At 42.4% G+C, this 13,396-nt stretch carries 17 protein-coding genes; 2 read left to right on the forward strand and 15 right to left on the reverse strand.

Going from position 1 to position 13,396, the window contains the following annotated elements:
- Nucleotides 1-195 precede the first annotated feature (195 nt).
- The 4 genes from CWB60_RS03340 to CWB60_RS03355 form a co-directional block, all read right to left on the reverse strand.
- On the reverse strand, nt 196-738 hold the full coding sequence (locus CWB60_RS03340; protein ID WP_024031991.1) for a DUF4124 domain-containing protein: 543 nt from the start codon (nt 736-738) through the stop codon (nt 196-198).
- Nucleotides 739-865: 127 nt separating this feature from the next.
- Nucleotides 866-1,606, reverse strand: coding sequence for a phosphoadenylyl-sulfate reductase (locus tag CWB60_RS03345; RefSeq protein WP_004589442.1), 741 nt, complete (start codon nt 1,604-1,606; stop codon nt 866-868).
- 42 nt (nt 1,607-1,648) lie between these two features.
- The gene (cysI, locus tag CWB60_RS03350; protein ID WP_024031990.1) at nt 1,649-3,346 is read right to left on the reverse strand and encodes an assimilatory sulfite reductase (NADPH) hemoprotein subunit; all 1,698 of its coding nucleotides are present in this window, start codon (nt 3,344-3,346) and stop codon (nt 1,649-1,651) included.
- Nucleotides 3,347-3,406: 60 nt separating this feature from the next.
- A complete protein-coding gene (locus CWB60_RS03355) occupies nt 3,407-5,218 on the reverse strand; it encodes an assimilatory sulfite reductase (NADPH) flavoprotein subunit (protein ID WP_054983363.1) in 1,812 nt (603 codons plus the stop codon).
- Between the two features lie 306 nt (nt 5,219-5,524).
- Between CWB60_RS03355 and CWB60_RS03360 the strand changes: the two genes are divergently transcribed.
- A complete protein-coding gene (locus CWB60_RS03360) occupies nt 5,525-7,156 on the forward strand; it encodes an endonuclease (protein ID WP_138578065.1) in 1,632 nt (543 codons plus the stop codon).
- A gap of 30 nt (nt 7,157-7,186) precedes the next feature.
- Here the strand turns inward: CWB60_RS03360 and CWB60_RS03365 are convergent, their stop codons facing one another.
- Both CWB60_RS03365 and CWB60_RS03370 read right to left on the reverse strand, forming a co-directional pair.
- Nucleotides 7,187-7,783 (reverse strand): glycosyltransferase family 29 protein, encoded by a 597-nt coding sequence (locus CWB60_RS03365; RefSeq protein ID WP_138578067.1) that lies wholly within the window; start codon nt 7,781-7,783, stop codon nt 7,187-7,189.
- A gap of 113 nt (nt 7,784-7,896) precedes the next feature.
- A complete protein-coding gene (locus CWB60_RS03370; protein ID WP_138578069.1) occupies nt 7,897-8,370 on the reverse strand; it encodes a hypothetical protein in 474 nt (157 codons plus the stop codon).
- 181 nt (nt 8,371-8,551) lie between these two features.
- On the opposite strand from CWB60_RS03370, the gene CWB60_RS03375 reads away from it, so the two are divergent.
- The gene (locus tag CWB60_RS03375; RefSeq protein WP_138578071.1) at nt 8,552-9,088 is read left to right on the forward strand and encodes a helix-turn-helix domain-containing protein; all 537 of its coding nucleotides are present in this window, start codon (nt 8,552-8,554) and stop codon (nt 9,086-9,088) included.
- Between the two features lie 326 nt (nt 9,089-9,414).
- Here CWB60_RS03375 and rpsQ read toward each other — a convergent pair whose 3' ends face one another.
- The 9 genes from rpsQ to rplD are packed head-to-tail and all read right to left on the reverse strand — an operon-like array spanning nt 9,415 to nt 13,389.
- Nucleotides 9,415-9,672, reverse strand: a complete 258-nt coding sequence (rpsQ, locus tag CWB60_RS03380) for a 30S ribosomal protein S17 (protein WP_004588693.1) — start codon at nt 9,670-9,672, stop codon at nt 9,415-9,417.
- Nucleotides 9,672-9,863 carry a 50S ribosomal protein L29 gene (rpmC, locus tag CWB60_RS03385; protein WP_004588692.1) on the reverse strand — a complete coding sequence of 64 codons (192 nt, stop codon included), beginning with the start codon at nt 9,861-9,863 and terminating at the stop codon, nt 9,672-9,674. The genes rpsQ and rpmC overlap by 1 nt, the downstream gene beginning before the upstream one ends.
- On the reverse strand, nt 9,863-10,276 hold the full coding sequence (gene rplP, locus CWB60_RS03390; RefSeq protein WP_002957890.1) for a 50S ribosomal protein L16: 414 nt from the start codon (nt 10,274-10,276) through the stop codon (nt 9,863-9,865). The genes rpmC and rplP overlap by 1 nt, the downstream gene beginning before the upstream one ends.
- A gap of 12 nt (nt 10,277-10,288) precedes the next feature.
- Nucleotides 10,289-10,990, reverse strand: coding sequence for a 30S ribosomal protein S3 (gene rpsC, locus CWB60_RS03395; protein WP_004588691.1), 702 nt, complete (start codon nt 10,988-10,990; stop codon nt 10,289-10,291).
- Nucleotides 10,991-11,001: 11 nt separating this feature from the next.
- A complete protein-coding gene (gene rplV / locus CWB60_RS03400) occupies nt 11,002-11,334 on the reverse strand; it encodes a 50S ribosomal protein L22 (protein ID WP_004588690.1) in 333 nt (110 codons plus the stop codon).
- 14 nt (nt 11,335-11,348) lie between these two features.
- Entirely contained in the window at nt 11,349-11,627 is a 279-nt protein-coding gene (gene rpsS / locus CWB60_RS03405) for a 30S ribosomal protein S19 (RefSeq protein WP_004588689.1), read from the reverse strand.
- Between the two features lie 15 nt (nt 11,628-11,642).
- Complete coding sequence (rplB, locus tag CWB60_RS03410) at nt 11,643-12,467, reverse strand: 50S ribosomal protein L2 (RefSeq protein ID WP_004588688.1); 825 nt, start codon at nt 12,465-12,467, stop codon at nt 11,643-11,645.
- A gap of 17 nt (nt 12,468-12,484) precedes the next feature.
- Entirely contained in the window at nt 12,485-12,787 is a 303-nt protein-coding gene (gene rplW / locus CWB60_RS03415; RefSeq protein WP_004588687.1) for a 50S ribosomal protein L23, read from the reverse strand.
- Nucleotides 12,784-13,389 (reverse strand): 50S ribosomal protein L4, encoded by a 606-nt coding sequence (gene rplD, locus CWB60_RS03420; protein WP_004588686.1) that lies wholly within the window; start codon nt 13,387-13,389, stop codon nt 12,784-12,786. The genes rplW and rplD overlap by 4 nt, the downstream gene beginning before the upstream one ends.
- Nucleotides 13,390-13,396 lie beyond the last annotated feature (7 nt).

Raw genomic sequence — 13,396 nt, forward strand, 5'->3', positions numbered from 1 at the left:
CTAAAAAGCCTAGCAGTCGCTAGGCTTTTTTATGCGCTAAATAATTAACGAGTATTGCAACTTGGTATTGCTTTTAACTGGCTGTGAGCCCTTAGCGTAACGAAGGCGCTGTAACTCAGCTCACAAATTACAAACCCCGCACGATTAAACCCCCCTCATAATGAGTAAGCTTTAATGTTAAGCGCACAATAAAATTTAGTACCCACCTATACTTTGCATCTCTTTACTACGCTGCTCTAATTTTTGCTTTGCCTTTTCGGCATCTTCAAACAGTTTTTGAATAGATTCAGCGTTGTAAACGGTAGGTGTAGGTGGTTGAATACTCTTTTTTGAGGTGCTTGCACTGCTACTCAAAATTGAGGTGTCTTCTGCGGCTACAACAGTGACATCACGGGCATCAAGTTTTACCTCAATACTTTTGCCATCTGCATTAGGCGTATCTGAAAAATGCCATTGGCCGTTTTTATCTTGCCACTTATAAATTTTGCTACCGGGTTTAATTGTCGCCGCATCATTGTTTACACTCTGCGCAATTTTATCGCCTGCTTGCTTTGCGCCTTGCACTGCCTGATTAAGCGTATTGCTAGATAACGCGACCATTTTTTCTTTAATTTTGTGAGATTCAGCACTAATAGATGAACTAGAAAGCCATGTTTGGCCATCTGGCTTTTTTAGGTAAAACAAAGAGATAACAGCAATGATCATGACTGATATTGCCAAGTAGGTGAAGTATTTCATAGCGTTCCTGCTTAAAAATGAATCCTTGAAAGGCAAGTCTAATAAAAAATACTTAATCAGGCAATTTTTTTGCAATAAAAAACGCAACCTAAGTTGCGTTTAAATAGTTGTTTAGCATTCGCTTTTTTTAAATACCATCGCCGTCAATATGCAGCCCGCACTCGCGGTTTAAACCAAAAAAGCGCGTTTCTTCTTCGCTCATACCTGGCTCAAGTTTACGCGTAGTATGCACATCACCCATCGACACATAACCTTGCTCCCATAATGGGTGGTAAGGTAAATCATGCTTGGTAAGGTATTGATATACATCGCGGTTTGACCATTCAATAATCGGGTACACTTTTACCGTACCTCGGCTTATCTCAACAAACTGTTTATCTGCACGGGTCGACGATTGGTCACGGCGCAAGCCACTAAACCAAGTACCGGCACCAATTTCTTTTAATGCGCGGGTCATGGGCTCTACTTTATTAAGCTGATTATATTGCTTAATACCGTCCTCGCCTTGTTCCCATAATTTACCGTATTTAGCTTCTTGCCATGCAGGGCTTAGCTCAGCTTTATACACCTGTAAATTAAGTGATAGGCGCGCTGTCATTTGCTCAATAAACTGATACGTTTCTGGAAATAAATAACCCGTATCGGTTAATACCACAGGAATATCAGGACGCTGAGATGTTACTAAATGCAGCATGACCGCCGCTTGAATACCAAAGCTTGATGATAAAAAAGCTGTATCGGGTAAGTTCTCTAGTGCCCATGCAACACGCTGCTCCGCACTCATTGGTGCAAGTATGCCGTTTGCATCTGCAAGCAATGCCGCTTGGCTTTGCTTATCAAGCTGTAATATGTTTTTAAATTCACTCATGGTCAATTTTAAACCTCACCCACGCTCCGCGTGGGTATTTAATTAAGCGTGAAAATCGGTTACTGATACTTTTACTTCAGCAACAATGCCTTTGCGAATTACAAAGTCACCAAAACATTCACCGTCGTTTCGCTCACTTGCCCACTGGCCAATTAGCTTATCAAACGCGTCTAGGTAAACATCTTCACCTACGTTTTCTAGGTACAGTTTAGGAATGCGTGTACCTTCTAAATTACCACCTAGGTAAACGTTGTATTTACCAGGGCCTTTACCTACTAAACCAGCTTCTGCAAGCATTGCGCGGCCACAACCGTTAGGACAACCTACAACACGCATAATAATGCTGTCATCAGGTATGCCATGCTTAGCAAGTAGTGCTTCGGTTTTTTCAATTAAGCTTGGTAAGTAACGCTCAGCTTCGGCCATAGCAAGCGGACACGTTGGCAATGCTACACACGCCATTGAATTTTTACGTTGCTCAGTGTCTTTGTCATCAATTAGGCCGTGGTTACGGGCAATTTCTTCAATAACTGCTTTTTGATCGGCAGGCACACCAGCAATAATTAAGTTTTGGTTAGCCGTCATGCGCATATCGCCTTGGTGCACTTCTGCAATTTTACGACAACCCGTTTTTAATGGCTTACCTGGGTAGTCTAAAATACGGCCGCTTTGTATAAATAGCGTAAGGTGGTGCTTGCCATCAATGCCTTCTACCCAACCGATACGATCGCCACGGTGAGTAAACTCATAAGGGCGGCTTGGTGCAAAGCTTACACCGGCACGTTTTTCTACTTCTGCTTTAAATACGTCAGACCCAACACGGTCTAGTGTGTATTTAGTTTTTGCATTTTTACGGTTAGAACGGTTACCCCAATCGCGCTGCACTGATACAACGTGCTCAGCAATTTTTAAGGTGTCTTCTAGGGCAATAAAACCAAAGTCGTCAGCTTTACGCGGATACGTAGCCGTATCACCGTGGGTCATAGCTAGACCACCACCTACAAGTACGTTAAAGCCAACAAGCTTGCCATCTTCAGCAATAGCAACAAAGTTTAAGTCATTCGCATGCACATCAACTTCGTTGTTAGGCGGAATGGTAACCGTGGTTTTAAACTTACGCGGTAAGTAGTTAGAACCTAAAATTGGCTCTTCTGTGGTTTCTGCCTTTTCGCCATTTAACCAAATTTCAGCGTATGCTTTCGTTTTTGGAAGTAAATGCTCAGAAATTTTTGCAGCCCACTCATACGCTTCTTGATGTAACTCTGACTCAACAGGGTTAGTCGTACATAGTACGTTACGATTTACATCGCCTGCGGTGGCAATAGAGTCAATGCCAACGCTATTAAGCATTTGGTGCATGCCTTTAATATTTGGCTTTAATACACCATGAAATTGAAACGTTTGACGTGTTGTTAAACGAATACTGCCGTAGCTTGTTTTTTCATCGGCAAATTTATCAATTGCTAGCCATTGCTCAGGCTTGATAATACCGCCAGGCATACGTGCACGTAGCATTACATTGTGCAGCGGCTCTAGCTTTTGCTTTGCGCGCTCAGGGCGTATATCGCGGTCATCTTGCTGGTACATACCGTGAAAACGTATAAGTTGGAAGTTATCGGCTGTAAAACCACCGGTAATTTCATCTTTTAAGTCTTGCTCTATGGTGCCACGTAAAAAGTTACTTTCTCTTTTCAAACGTTCGTTATCAGAAAGTTTTACGTTTTTATCTTGTTCGCTCATTTTAAATCCTAAATTTGTTACAGTGACGGCTGCTAGCTGTTAATAAAATAAGAAACGTGATTAATACACGTCTTTCTGATAGCGGTTAGCGCTACGTAAGTCTTTTAAATATTGCTCTGCGTCTTCGTAGCTTTTACCGGTGTTTTCGCTGATGATATCAACTAAGGCGTTGTGTACATCTTTTGCCATGCGGTTTGCATCACCACACACATAAAAATGCGCTCCTGCTTCTAGCCACTCAAAAATTTCTTTTGAGTTTTTGCGTAGTTTGTCTTGTACGTATACTTTTTCGGCTTGGTCACGGCTAAATGCAACGTCAACTTTGCTTAATAGGCCTGATTTTAAATAACCCTGAATTTCTACTTGGTACAAGAAGTCTTGTGTAAAGTGTGGGTTACCGAAAAACAGCCAATTTTTGCCTTGTGCTTCTCGCGAGTCACGCTCTTGTAAAAATGCACGGAATGGCGCAATACCGGTCCCTGGGCCAACCATAATAATGGGGGTATTATCATCGCTAGGTAAACGGAAGTTGTCGTTGTGCTCACTAAATACTTTAACTTTACACCCTTCTTCAGCACGGCGTGCTAAATAACCAGAGCAGCCACCTAAATGTTCGCTGCCAAAAGCGTCAAACTCAACTAAACCTACCGTTAAGTGCACTTCCTCTTCAACCTCGCTTTGGCTTGAAGCGATTGAGTATAAGCGCGCTTGTAGTTTACGTAGGCAATCGACTAAGGTTTGTGCGTCTATTTTTGCAGGATTTTGTGCCACTACATCAAAAATTTGACGAGGCTCAATGTACTCACGCATCGCGGCTTTATCTTCTACAAGCTTTAGTAGCTCTGGCGTGCCCGTTGCAACTGCGTATTTTTCTACAAAGCCTGGGTATGACTGAGTAAGCTCTAACTTTTCGATTAATGCATCGCGAATAGGCAGTGACTCTTCGCCCACTTTTACAAGTGTGCCTGAATCGATTTGCGTGTGTGTTAGTAGCTCATCTACGCGGGCTTCATCATTTAAGAAGTACACGCCTAATGAATCACCAGGTAAGTAGGTGATGTCTGAGCCTTCAAGCGAAATCTCAACATGGCGTACATCTTTAGTAGAATCGCGCCCTGTAATTTTTTGTACGGTAACAAGCTCTGCCGCAAATGGGTTTTGCTTAGTGTATTGGCTTGCTGCCGCTGTTGGCGCGCCAAATGGCATTGATACAACTTGGCCGCCCGCAGCATCTTGCTGCGCTTTTAAATCAGGTTCGAATGCATCAAGTGCACCGGTGATCCAAGTGGCTGCTTCATCATCGTAATCAACATCTAGGTCGGCACGTTGGAAAATAGTTTCTGCGCCAAGTTTGTTTAAACGCTCTTCAAAGTCTTTTGCTGTTTGGCAGAAAAACTCATAGCTAGAGTCGCCTAAACCCAGTACGGCTACTTTAACGCCATCTAACTTAGGTGCTTTTTTGGTAGTTAAAAATTCATACAGTGTTTCTGCATCTTCAGGTGGCTCACCTTCACCGTAGGTAGATACAACAACGGTTAAAAACTTTTCTTTTTTCAGGGCTGTAGGTTTGTAGTCAGACATGCTCACAAGTTTTACAGCTAAACCGCGCGACTCTGCTTGCTCTTTAAGCTTAGTCGCCACACCTTTTGCATTACCTGTTTGCGAACCATACAAAATAGTAAGTGGCGCAGCATCGCTTGCAGCCGCAGTAGGCGCTTGCCCACCAAGAGCTGCAGAATTAGCATTTGCAGCTAAGTAACCACTTACCCACGCTTGCTGAATCGGATTAAGTTCTGCTACTAAGCCTTGCAGCTTTTGTACTTGCTCTTGCGATAGCGGGCTTGCCGCTGCGTTAAGTTGACCTAACAACATGAATTTGTTCCCCATAACCCTGAAAATTACATACAGCCCACATAATGCGCTGTTCAAAATGAGTTTTACCTCACCCAGAGTAACTCTGCTGAGGTTTTATTAGTGTGCAGGATAGCGGGCTATGCGGTGAGAAAAAAAGAATAGAATCTGCTTTGTTATTCCATTTAGTTATTAATTTATATAAAGACCTTCAAAAACAGCTTAAAGGTTTATTATTGCTATTTTATTAATTTTGTATTTAACAAATTTGTAACCTTGTGCAGATAGTGTATGTTATTTACTCAACTATAAAAAATAGGAACAATCATGTCACACGGGACATACAAACATAAGTTACTTAGCACGGCATTACTGATTGCCGCCACCCCAGCAATGGCCAATGTCGCAAATGGCGGATTTGAGCAGTGGACAGGCAATACGCCTGACGCGTGGACCACAATTGATAGCGGTATTAATGTATCGCGCTCAACCAGTATCGTAAATAACGCAAGCAGCGCGGCGGCTATTAATGTGACCACCGGCTCGCAAAGCAATACCGACTTATTACAACAAGTTAGTGTGGAGGCTGGCAAAACATATGATTTCTCAGTGGATGTATATCACACTGAAGGAAGCATAAGGGCCCGCCTGTATGTAGATGGCTACCAAGGGTACTCTAACCAAGCGCAAACTAACCAGTGGCAAACAATTAACCACAGTTATACGCCTAGCAGTAATAAAACCATTAATGTTGGTTTACGTTTTTACGATATGAGCGGCTTTGATGGCAATGAAACCGTTTATGTAGATAATTTTTTGCCTAATACAGACGGCGGCGCTTCAGGCAGCTGTAACGACCATAGCCTTACTTTAACACTTAATACCGATAACTACGGCAGCGAAACCAGCTGGGTGGTTAACAACAGCCAAGGTAGCAGCGTAGCCAGTGGTAGTGGTTATGCCTCTAACACACAATATAATGAGCAACTCTGTTTAACTGATGGCGCATACACTCTAGTTATAAGTGACAGCTATGGCGACGGTATGTGCTGTAACGTAGGTAATGGTAATTATGCGCTCACTCAAGGCAGCACCACACTTGCCAGTGGCGCAAGTTTTAATAACACAGATAGTACAACTTTTGAATTAGGCGATAGCTCTGGTGGTGATACTGGCGGCGGCACAAACCCAACACCAACAGGTTATTATGTAACAACTCAGGGTTTATCTGGCTATGCATTAAAAACTGAGCTTTATAACATTATCAAAAATCACAGCTCGCAAGGTTACTCGGCTATTTGGAACTTCTACGATTCTTCAGCACGCGATAAATACTTTGAAAACGATAACAGTATTTTAGATATGTATAGTGAAAAGCCAAATGGTAGCGACAGCTATACTTACACCGCGGTAAGCGATCAGTGTGGTACTTATAACAGTGAAGCAGATTGCTATAACCGTGAGCATTCGTTCCCTAAAAGCTGGTTTGGCGGCACAAATGAGCCAATGAATTCAGACGTGCACCACATTTATGCAACCGACGGTTATGTAAACTCAAAACGTAGTAACTACCCTTTTGGTGAAGTGGCTAGCGCATCATTTACATCAACAAACGGTAGTAAAGTCGGTTCAGCAGCAAGCTCTATTAATTACTCAGGTACGGTGTTTGAGCCAATTGATGAGTTTAAAGGTGACTTTGCCCGCGCTTATTTTTACATGGCAACCCGCTACGAGAATGTAATAGGCTCGTGGCAAAATAACACAACTGCCAGTAATGCTGTCCTTAATGGTACAAGCAATCAAGTATTCGAAAACTGGGTGGTAGCTATGCTACTTAACTGGCATAACGCCGACCCTGTTAGCCAAATGGAGCTTGACCGTAACCAAGCAGCTTATGAGTTTCAAGGTAATCGTAACCCGTATATCGATCACCCTGAATTTGTTGAGATGATTTGGTAATAGCTTGGTTATAACTTTTTAGCCCCAGCATTAACTGGGGCTTTTTAATAACTGTACTTTTTGTTTGGCAATAAGTGACGCTACATACTGCTTTTCTAAATCCCACGGATGACGCTTCCAGCCCTTAAAACCAAAACCGATAATATGCACCTGTGCTTGCTGCTTTAAAAAGTGCTCAATGGCTAACATTCCCGAACTGGGTGTTTTAGCTCTAAAAGCAGGTTTGCCAAACGTATATAAGTGTTTTAATAATGCTGTTTTATCGTGCTGGGCGATTCGACTCACGTTTGCATGCGGGCTATATTTGCGTATTATTTCATCGCCATGGTCAATACAGCCCCTACGGTTAATTAGCTTATAAAAAGGTTGAGTAAATAAGTTAGGTTTTGGGTCAGTGATCATGACATTTTTCAGCTGTGTTATATCTATATCTGGAAACGCTGCGCAGAGCATTGCGCCTTGCTTGCCTCGTCCCACTAGCCATAAATCAGTACATTTACGGCCTAAGTATGCAGGCATGTTTGCACACATATTAAAGCGCACCACTCTATCAAAGCTATTTAGAGTTTTACTTACATCCTTTTCGACGGGGCCATTACCTATAATTAACACTGTTTGCTTAGCCATACTACGCTCCTTGTACCTTTATTAGCGCATACTAACGTGCCCGCCACACTTTACCAGCAAACTTATATTAAACTTTTTTTGCAGCCACACACTGTACGGTAAATTAACAGGCGTTACTTTTGATTTAAGGCCTGCTCTGCAAGTTCTATTGATTCGTAACGTTTACCTGTAATTTTTATCAGCCATACTTTATCTGTAAAGGTGCGGCTTAAATACACTGTTTGCCCATTTGGGATTTGCGGCATAAAGGAAGAAATAGATTCCCATTTGCCATCAACCTGCTCTTTTAGCTTCAAGCTAGCGTTAAAGTGCGACCCCTCTGCGTTAGGCTTTACTTCAAGCGCCGTCATTTGCGTATCATCACCAATTTCTATCATTGCACTTTTATTTAATAGCGTGAGTAGCTGAGGTTGATGCGTAGGGCTTAGATTTTTTAAAGCCTGCTCTATTTTACTATCTACGGTGATCTCATTCCGTAATTTATAAATACTGGCCTTAATTGCAAAAACAGGCTCTGCGTAACTGGGGTTTATAAAAAACAGTGAACTGATAAGCACTAAAATAGCGCTAGTAAATTTATTCGGCATATTATATCTCCTTATTAAAATCGAATTGAGCATACCTTATATTTTGTTAAATTGAATATAAGCTATTAATATTCATAATATTCTTTATATTAATAAGCATGAATATACGCTTTTAGACTATTTATAAATACTAATTTTAGCGATAATAAAACACTTAACTAATCAAATAAGAGCAGAGGGTATGCAAGCGTTAGGAATGGAGTTAAAACGCCTTAGAGCAAATAAAAAGTGGACTCAGGCTTATGCAGCGCGTGAAATTGGAATTCAACAGTCGTACCTTTCAAAGCTTGAAAATGGACAGTTTATCCCCTCAACTGAGGTAATTGAAAAGCTTAAACTTTGCTATGGCGAAGGCTGTATTGATAAATGCCTACCTATAAGCTCAGCGATACATAAGCCCTCAAACATCACTTTAATTATGAGCTTGGCTTTATTTATATGTGGGCTGATAGCGTGGTTGTGTGCAACATATGAAATTTTTTATCCACAAACCTACTTTACCTATCAAGCAAAGCTAGGTGACTTTTTAGCATTTAACGTCACTCAGCAATACCAAGGCAAACGCTTTATTGAGGGGGATGTGACCTATCAAATTGTAGGTGAAAGGCAAGTCAGTCGAATCGAGAACCGCTTCTTAGTGGTAGGCTCTGCCGTGTGCATATTAATATCTATTGTTGCAGCTCTACTCTCGCAAAGGCATAGGTTTGGTAAATTATAAAGCTGTTATTTAGTTGTTCTTGGCAATTACTCCAGTATTACTCTACCTTAAACATCTATACAGTCGTACATCAGAAATTTTTATCTGTCGCTATAAATGCCTCATCACTTAACACGATTGGTATTATTTTCGATTAGTATTAGGACTATTACGTATTCGTGGCGTGCTTTTTTCTCAAGTGTTCTAGTCTCAACCCAAGCTACGGCGCTTCACTTCACTGCGAGCAGCTGAGAACTGAAAGCTTCAAACTTACAGCTTTTTTTAAACGCAAACAAAAAGCCCCGGCTAATGCCAGGGCTTTTTTACAAAACTTACTTAATTTGAAATTAAGCTTGTTTTGGACTAGAAACAACGTCTACTAAAGTCCAAGATTTATTCTTAGAAATTGGTGCGCATTCACGGATAGTAACTACGTCACCCGCTTTTGCTGTGTTGTTTTCGTCATGTACGTGTAGCTTAGTAGTACGTTTGATGAATTTCCCATAGATTGGGTGCTTCACGTAACGTGCGATAGCAACAGTGAAAGATTTTTCCATCTTGTCGCTTACTACACGGCCTTGAAGAGTACGAATTTTATCGCTCATTATTGACCTGCCTTCTGGTTAATAATTGTTTTTACACGCGCGATATCGCGACGTACTGTTCTTAGCGTGTGTGTCTGAGCTAACTGACCAGTGCTTGCTTGCATGCGCAGGTTAAACTGCTCACGAAGAAGTCCTAGAAGTTCAGCATTTAGCTCTTCTACGCTTTTGTCTTTTAGTTCGCTTGCTTTCATCACATTACCGTCCGAGTTACGAAAGTTGTTTTGAATGGCAGTTTACGAGCTGCAAGGTCAAACGCTTCACGAGCAAGCTCTTCAGAAACACCTTCCATTTCGTAAAGTACTTTACCAGGCTGAATTTCAGCAACCCAATATTCAACAGAACCTTTACCTTTACCCATACGAACTTCAAGAGGCTTTTCTGTGATCGGCTTGTCAGGGAAGACACGGATCCAGATTTTACCTTGACGTTTCACGTGACGCGTCATAGCACGACGAGCTGCTTCGATTTGACGAGCAGTCATGCGGCCACGACCAGTAGCTTTCAAACCGAAAGTACCGAAGCTTACTTTGTTACCGTTTTGCGCTAAACCGCGGTTGCGGCCTTTGTGCATTTTACGGAATTTTGTACGTTTTGGCTGTAACATTACTCGCTACCTCTACTTAGCACTTTTCTTGGCTTTCTTTGGTGCGCGTTTAGCTGGCTTCTCTTGCTCTTGTACTAGTGGTAAACCACCAATAACTTCGCCTTTGAAGATCCAAACTTTAACACCAATGATACCATAAGTGGTTAAGGCTTCAGAAGTTGCGTAGTCGATATCAGCACGAAGAGTATGTAGAGGTACACGACCTTCACGATACCATTCTGAACGTGCGATTTCTGCGCCGCCAAGACGACCGCTAACTTCAACTTTGATCCCTTTAGAACCGATGCGCATTGCATTTTGTACCGAACGCTTCATAGCGCGACGGAACATAACACGACGCTCTAGCTGAGAGGCAATGCCGTCTGCTACTAGTTGTGCATCTAACTCTGGTTTACGTACTTCAGAAATATTAATCTGAGCAGGTACACCTGCGATCTTAGTTACCGCTTGACGTAGCTTTTCAACGTCTTCGCCTTTTTTACCGATAACAACACCCGGACGAGCCGTGTGAATTGTTACGCGGATCGATTTTGCTGGACGCTCAATAACGATTTTAGACACAGAAGCCGCTTTTAATTCCTTTGTAAGGAAAGTACGTACTTTGTGATCGCCAAAAAGCTGATCAGAGAAATCTTTAGAACTCGCGTACCAGGTAGAAACCCAAGGTTTAGATATACCTAGGCGAATACCAGTAGGATGAACTTTTTGTCCCATTACTTATACTCCTAGCTATCTGAAACCACAACAGTGATGTGGCTTGTACGCTTAAGGATGCGGTCTGCGCGTCCTTTAGCACGTGGCATAATACGTTTCATTGTAGGACCATCGTCCACAAAAATCGTAGTTACACGAAGCTCATCAATGTCAGCACCTTCGTTATGCTCTGCGTTAGCAATAGCAGACTCAAGTACTTTTTTAACTAATACAGCCGCTTTTTTCGGGCTGTACGCCAGGATTTCTAGAGCGCGATCGACAGGTAGTCCGCGGATCTGATCTGCAACTAGACGAGCTTTTTGCGCCGAACCAGAGGCGAATTTATGTTTAGCTAATGCTTGCATTTATCATTCCCCTCTTAGCGTTTCTTCGCTTTCTTATCCGCAGCATGGCCACGGTAAGTGCGAGTTGGTGCAAATTCACCTAGTTTGTGACCGATCATTTCGTCAGAAACGAAAACTGGTACATGCTGGCGACCATTATGGACAGCAATGGTCAATCCGATCATGTTAGGTATGATCATTGAACGACGGCTCCAAGTTTTAATTGGCTTCTTTTCACCGCTTTCCAAAGCTTTCTCTACCTTCTTCAGCAAGTGTAGGTCTATAAAAGGACCCTTCTTGAGAGAGCGTGGCATGGCTATTCCTCAATATTACTTAGTACGACGACGTACTATAAATTTATCCGTACGCTTGTTCTTACGCGTCTTAGCACCTTTAGTAGGCTTACCCCATGGAGACACAGGATGACGACCACCAGATGTACGACCTTCACCACCACCGTGTGGGTGATCAACCGGGTTCATGGCAACACCACGAACTGTCGGACGAATACCACGCCAGCGATTTGCACCTGCTTTACCAAGTGAACGAAGCATATGCTCAGCATTGCCTACTTCACCTAGCGTTGCACGACAATCAGATTGTACTTTACGTACTTCGCCAGAACGAAGACGTAATGTTACGTATTGACCATCACGCGCAAGGATTTGAACGTATGCACCAGCAGAACGTGCGATTTGAGCACCTTTACCTGGTTTTAATTCTACGTTGTGAACAGTCGAACCTACAGGCATGTTACGCATAGGTAATGCATTACCAGGCTTGATTGGTGCATCAACACCAGACTGGATTGCATCGCCAGCTTTTAAGCCTTTAGGTGCGATAATGTAACGACGCTCACCGTCTGCATATAATACAAGAGCGATGTTTGCGCTACGGTTTGGATCATATTCCAAACGCTCAACAGTGGCTGGAATGCCATCTTTAGTACGTTTAAAATCGATTAAACGGTAATGATGCTTATGACCACCACCGATATGACGAACCGTAATACGACCATTGTTATTACGACCACCTGATTTAGAGTTTTTCTCTAATAGTGGTGCGTAAGGTTTACCCTTATGTAAATCTGGGTTAACCACTTTAACTAGGTGACGACGACCCGCAGAAGTTGGTTTACACTTTTGAAGTGCCATAATTCTAACTCCCCTTATTACTCGGCGCCGCCGACAAAGTCTAGCTCGCTACCTTCTTTAAGAGTAACGTAAGCTTTCTTCCAGTCGCTACGACGACCGAAACGCATGCCAGTACGTTTTGTTTTACCCTTAACGTTAAGTGTGCGAACACCCGTTACTTCTACTTCAAAAAGCTTCTCAACTGCTGCTTTAATTTCAGCTTTAGTTGCGTCATTTGTTACTTTAAAAACAATAGTATTGTTTTCTTCAGCAGCAATTGTGCTTTTTTCAGAGATATGTGGAGCAAGGATCACTTTTAAAAGACGTTCTTCACGGATCATGCTAGCGCCTCCTCAAGTTGCTTAACAGCAGCAGCTGTAATAAGTACCTTGTCGAAAGCAATTAAGCTTACAGGATCGATACCAGCTACATCACGCGTGTCAACCTTGTACAGGTTACGTGCCGATAAGAAAAGATTTTCATCTACTTCTTCAGTCACGATAAGAACATCTTTAAGCTCAAGTTCTTTAAGCTTAGAAACTAGTTCTTTAGTCTTTGGTGCTTCAAGACCAAAGCTTTCAACAACGATTAAACGCTCTTGACGAACTAATTCAGATAAGATGCTTTTGATCGCACCGCGGTACATTTTACGGTTTACTTTTTGGCTGTGGTCTTGTGGTTTAGCTGCGAAGCTAACGCCACCTGAACGCCAAATTGGACTACGGATTGTACCAGCACGTGCACGGCCAGTACCTTTTTGAGCCCATGGTTTTTTACCACCACCGCTTACTTCAGAACGTGTCTTCTGAGCACGAGTACCTTGACGAGCACCTGCTGCGTATGCAACAACTACTTGGTGTACTAATGCTTCGTTAAACTCACGTCCAAAAGTAGCTTCAGAAACTTCAAGAGCGCCAGAAGCGTCTTTAATTGCTAATTCCATCACTAAA

The organism is Pseudoalteromonas sp. S327 (genome assembly GCF_005886415.1).
Taxonomy (GTDB): Bacteria; Pseudomonadota; Gammaproteobacteria; order Enterobacterales; family Alteromonadaceae; genus Pseudoalteromonas; species Pseudoalteromonas atlantica.

What these genes read in the sequence shown, in the direction of transcription:
- CWB60_RS03360 (WP_138578065.1), top strand. Translation starts at nt 5,525, where the DNA reads ATGTCACACGGGACATACAAACATAAGTTACTTAGCACGGCATTACTG.
- CWB60_RS03375 (WP_138578071.1), top strand. Translation starts at nt 8,552, where the DNA reads ATGCAAGCGTTAGGAATGGAGTTAAAACGCCTTAGAGCAAATAAAAAG.
- CWB60_RS03355 (WP_054983363.1), bottom strand. Translation starts at nt 5,218, where the DNA reads ATGTTGTTAGGTCAACTTAACGCAGCGGCAAGCCCGCTATCGCAAGAG.
- rplW (WP_004588687.1), bottom strand. Translation starts at nt 12,787, where the DNA reads ATGATCCGTGAAGAACGTCTTTTAAAAGTGATCCTTGCTCCACATATC.
- CWB60_RS03345 (WP_004589442.1), bottom strand. Translation starts at nt 1,606, where the DNA reads ATGAGTGAATTTAAAAACATATTACAGCTTGATAAGCAAAGCCAAGCG.
- rplB (WP_004588688.1), bottom strand. Translation starts at nt 12,467, where the DNA reads ATGGCACTTCAAAAGTGTAAACCAACTTCTGCGGGTCGTCGTCACCTA.
- rpsC (WP_004588691.1), bottom strand. Translation starts at nt 10,990, where the DNA reads ATGGGACAAAAAGTTCATCCTACTGGTATTCGCCTAGGTATATCTAAA.
- rpsS (WP_004588689.1), bottom strand. Translation starts at nt 11,627, where the DNA reads ATGCCACGCTCTCTCAAGAAGGGTCCTTTTATAGACCTACACTTGCTG.
- rplV (WP_004588690.1), bottom strand. Translation starts at nt 11,334, where the DNA reads ATGCAAGCATTAGCTAAACATAAATTCGCCTCTGGTTCGGCGCAAAAA.
- CWB60_RS03340 (WP_024031991.1), bottom strand. Translation starts at nt 738, where the DNA reads ATGAAATACTTCACCTACTTGGCAATATCAGTCATGATCATTGCTGTT.
- rplD (WP_004588686.1), bottom strand. Translation starts at nt 13,389, where the DNA reads ATGGAATTAGCAATTAAAGACGCTTCTGGCGCTCTTGAAGTTTCTGAA.
- rplP (WP_002957890.1), bottom strand. Translation starts at nt 10,276, where the DNA reads ATGTTACAGCCAAAACGTACAAAATTCCGTAAAATGCACAAAGGCCGC.
- CWB60_RS03365 (WP_138578067.1), bottom strand. Translation starts at nt 7,783, where the DNA reads ATGGCTAAGCAAACAGTGTTAATTATAGGTAATGGCCCCGTCGAAAAG.
- CWB60_RS03370 (WP_138578069.1), bottom strand. Translation starts at nt 8,370, where the DNA reads ATGCCGAATAAATTTACTAGCGCTATTTTAGTGCTTATCAGTTCACTG.
- cysI (WP_024031990.1), bottom strand. Translation starts at nt 3,346, where the DNA reads ATGAGCGAACAAGATAAAAACGTAAAACTTTCTGATAACGAACGTTTG.
- rpsQ (WP_004588693.1), bottom strand. Translation starts at nt 9,672, where the DNA reads ATGAGCGATAAAATTCGTACTCTTCAAGGCCGTGTAGTAAGCGACAAG.
- rpmC (WP_004588692.1), bottom strand. Translation starts at nt 9,863, where the DNA reads ATGAAAGCAAGCGAACTAAAAGACAAAAGCGTAGAAGAGCTAAATGCT.